The following is a 533-nucleotide window of genomic DNA, read 5'->3' as shown; positions in this document are numbered from 1 at the left end:
CACTGCTGCCTCCCGTAGGAGTCTGGGCCGTGTCTCAGTCCCAGTGTGGCTGGTCACCCTCTCAGGCCGGCTACCCGTCGTCGCCATGGTGAGCCATTACCTCACCATCCAGCTGATAGGCCGCGAGTCCATCCCCAACCGATAAATCTTTCCAAACGCTGACCATGCGATCGCGTCTCGTATCCAGTATTAGACGCCGTTTCCAGCGCTTATCCCAGAGTCAGGGGCAGGTTACTCACGTGTTACTCACCCGTTCGCCACTCGTCCACCCCAGCAAGCTAGGGCTTCAGCGTTCGACTTGCATGTGTTAAGCACGCCGCCAGCGTTCGTCCTGAGCCAGGATCAAACTCTCCGTAAAAAACATGTGCAAACCATCCTGCGGAATAAGCAGAACAGCTGCGAGTTTGACCTGACAAAATACGAACATCAATTACTGACGTTCAACTTTTGTCCAAAAGGAATCACCATCAACCACACCCACACAAAGGGCGCGGCGACGGGGATAAATAATTGGCATTTGACAATCAAGTGCA

At 53.8% G+C, this 533-nt stretch carries 1 rRNA gene; it reads right to left on the bottom strand.

The features are described from left to right. A 16S ribosomal RNA gene (locus ACFQND_RS12175) occupies positions 1–358 on the bottom strand; the annotation flags it as partial. Positions 359–533 lie beyond the last annotated feature (175 nt).

It is taken from the genome of Polaromonas aquatica, from assembly GCF_042659145.1.
GTDB lineage: Bacteria > Pseudomonadota > Gammaproteobacteria > Burkholderiales > Burkholderiaceae_C > Polaromonas > Polaromonas aquatica.
Note: the sequence above shows the minus strand (reverse complement) of the source record. Positions and strands in the feature narration are given on the sequence as shown.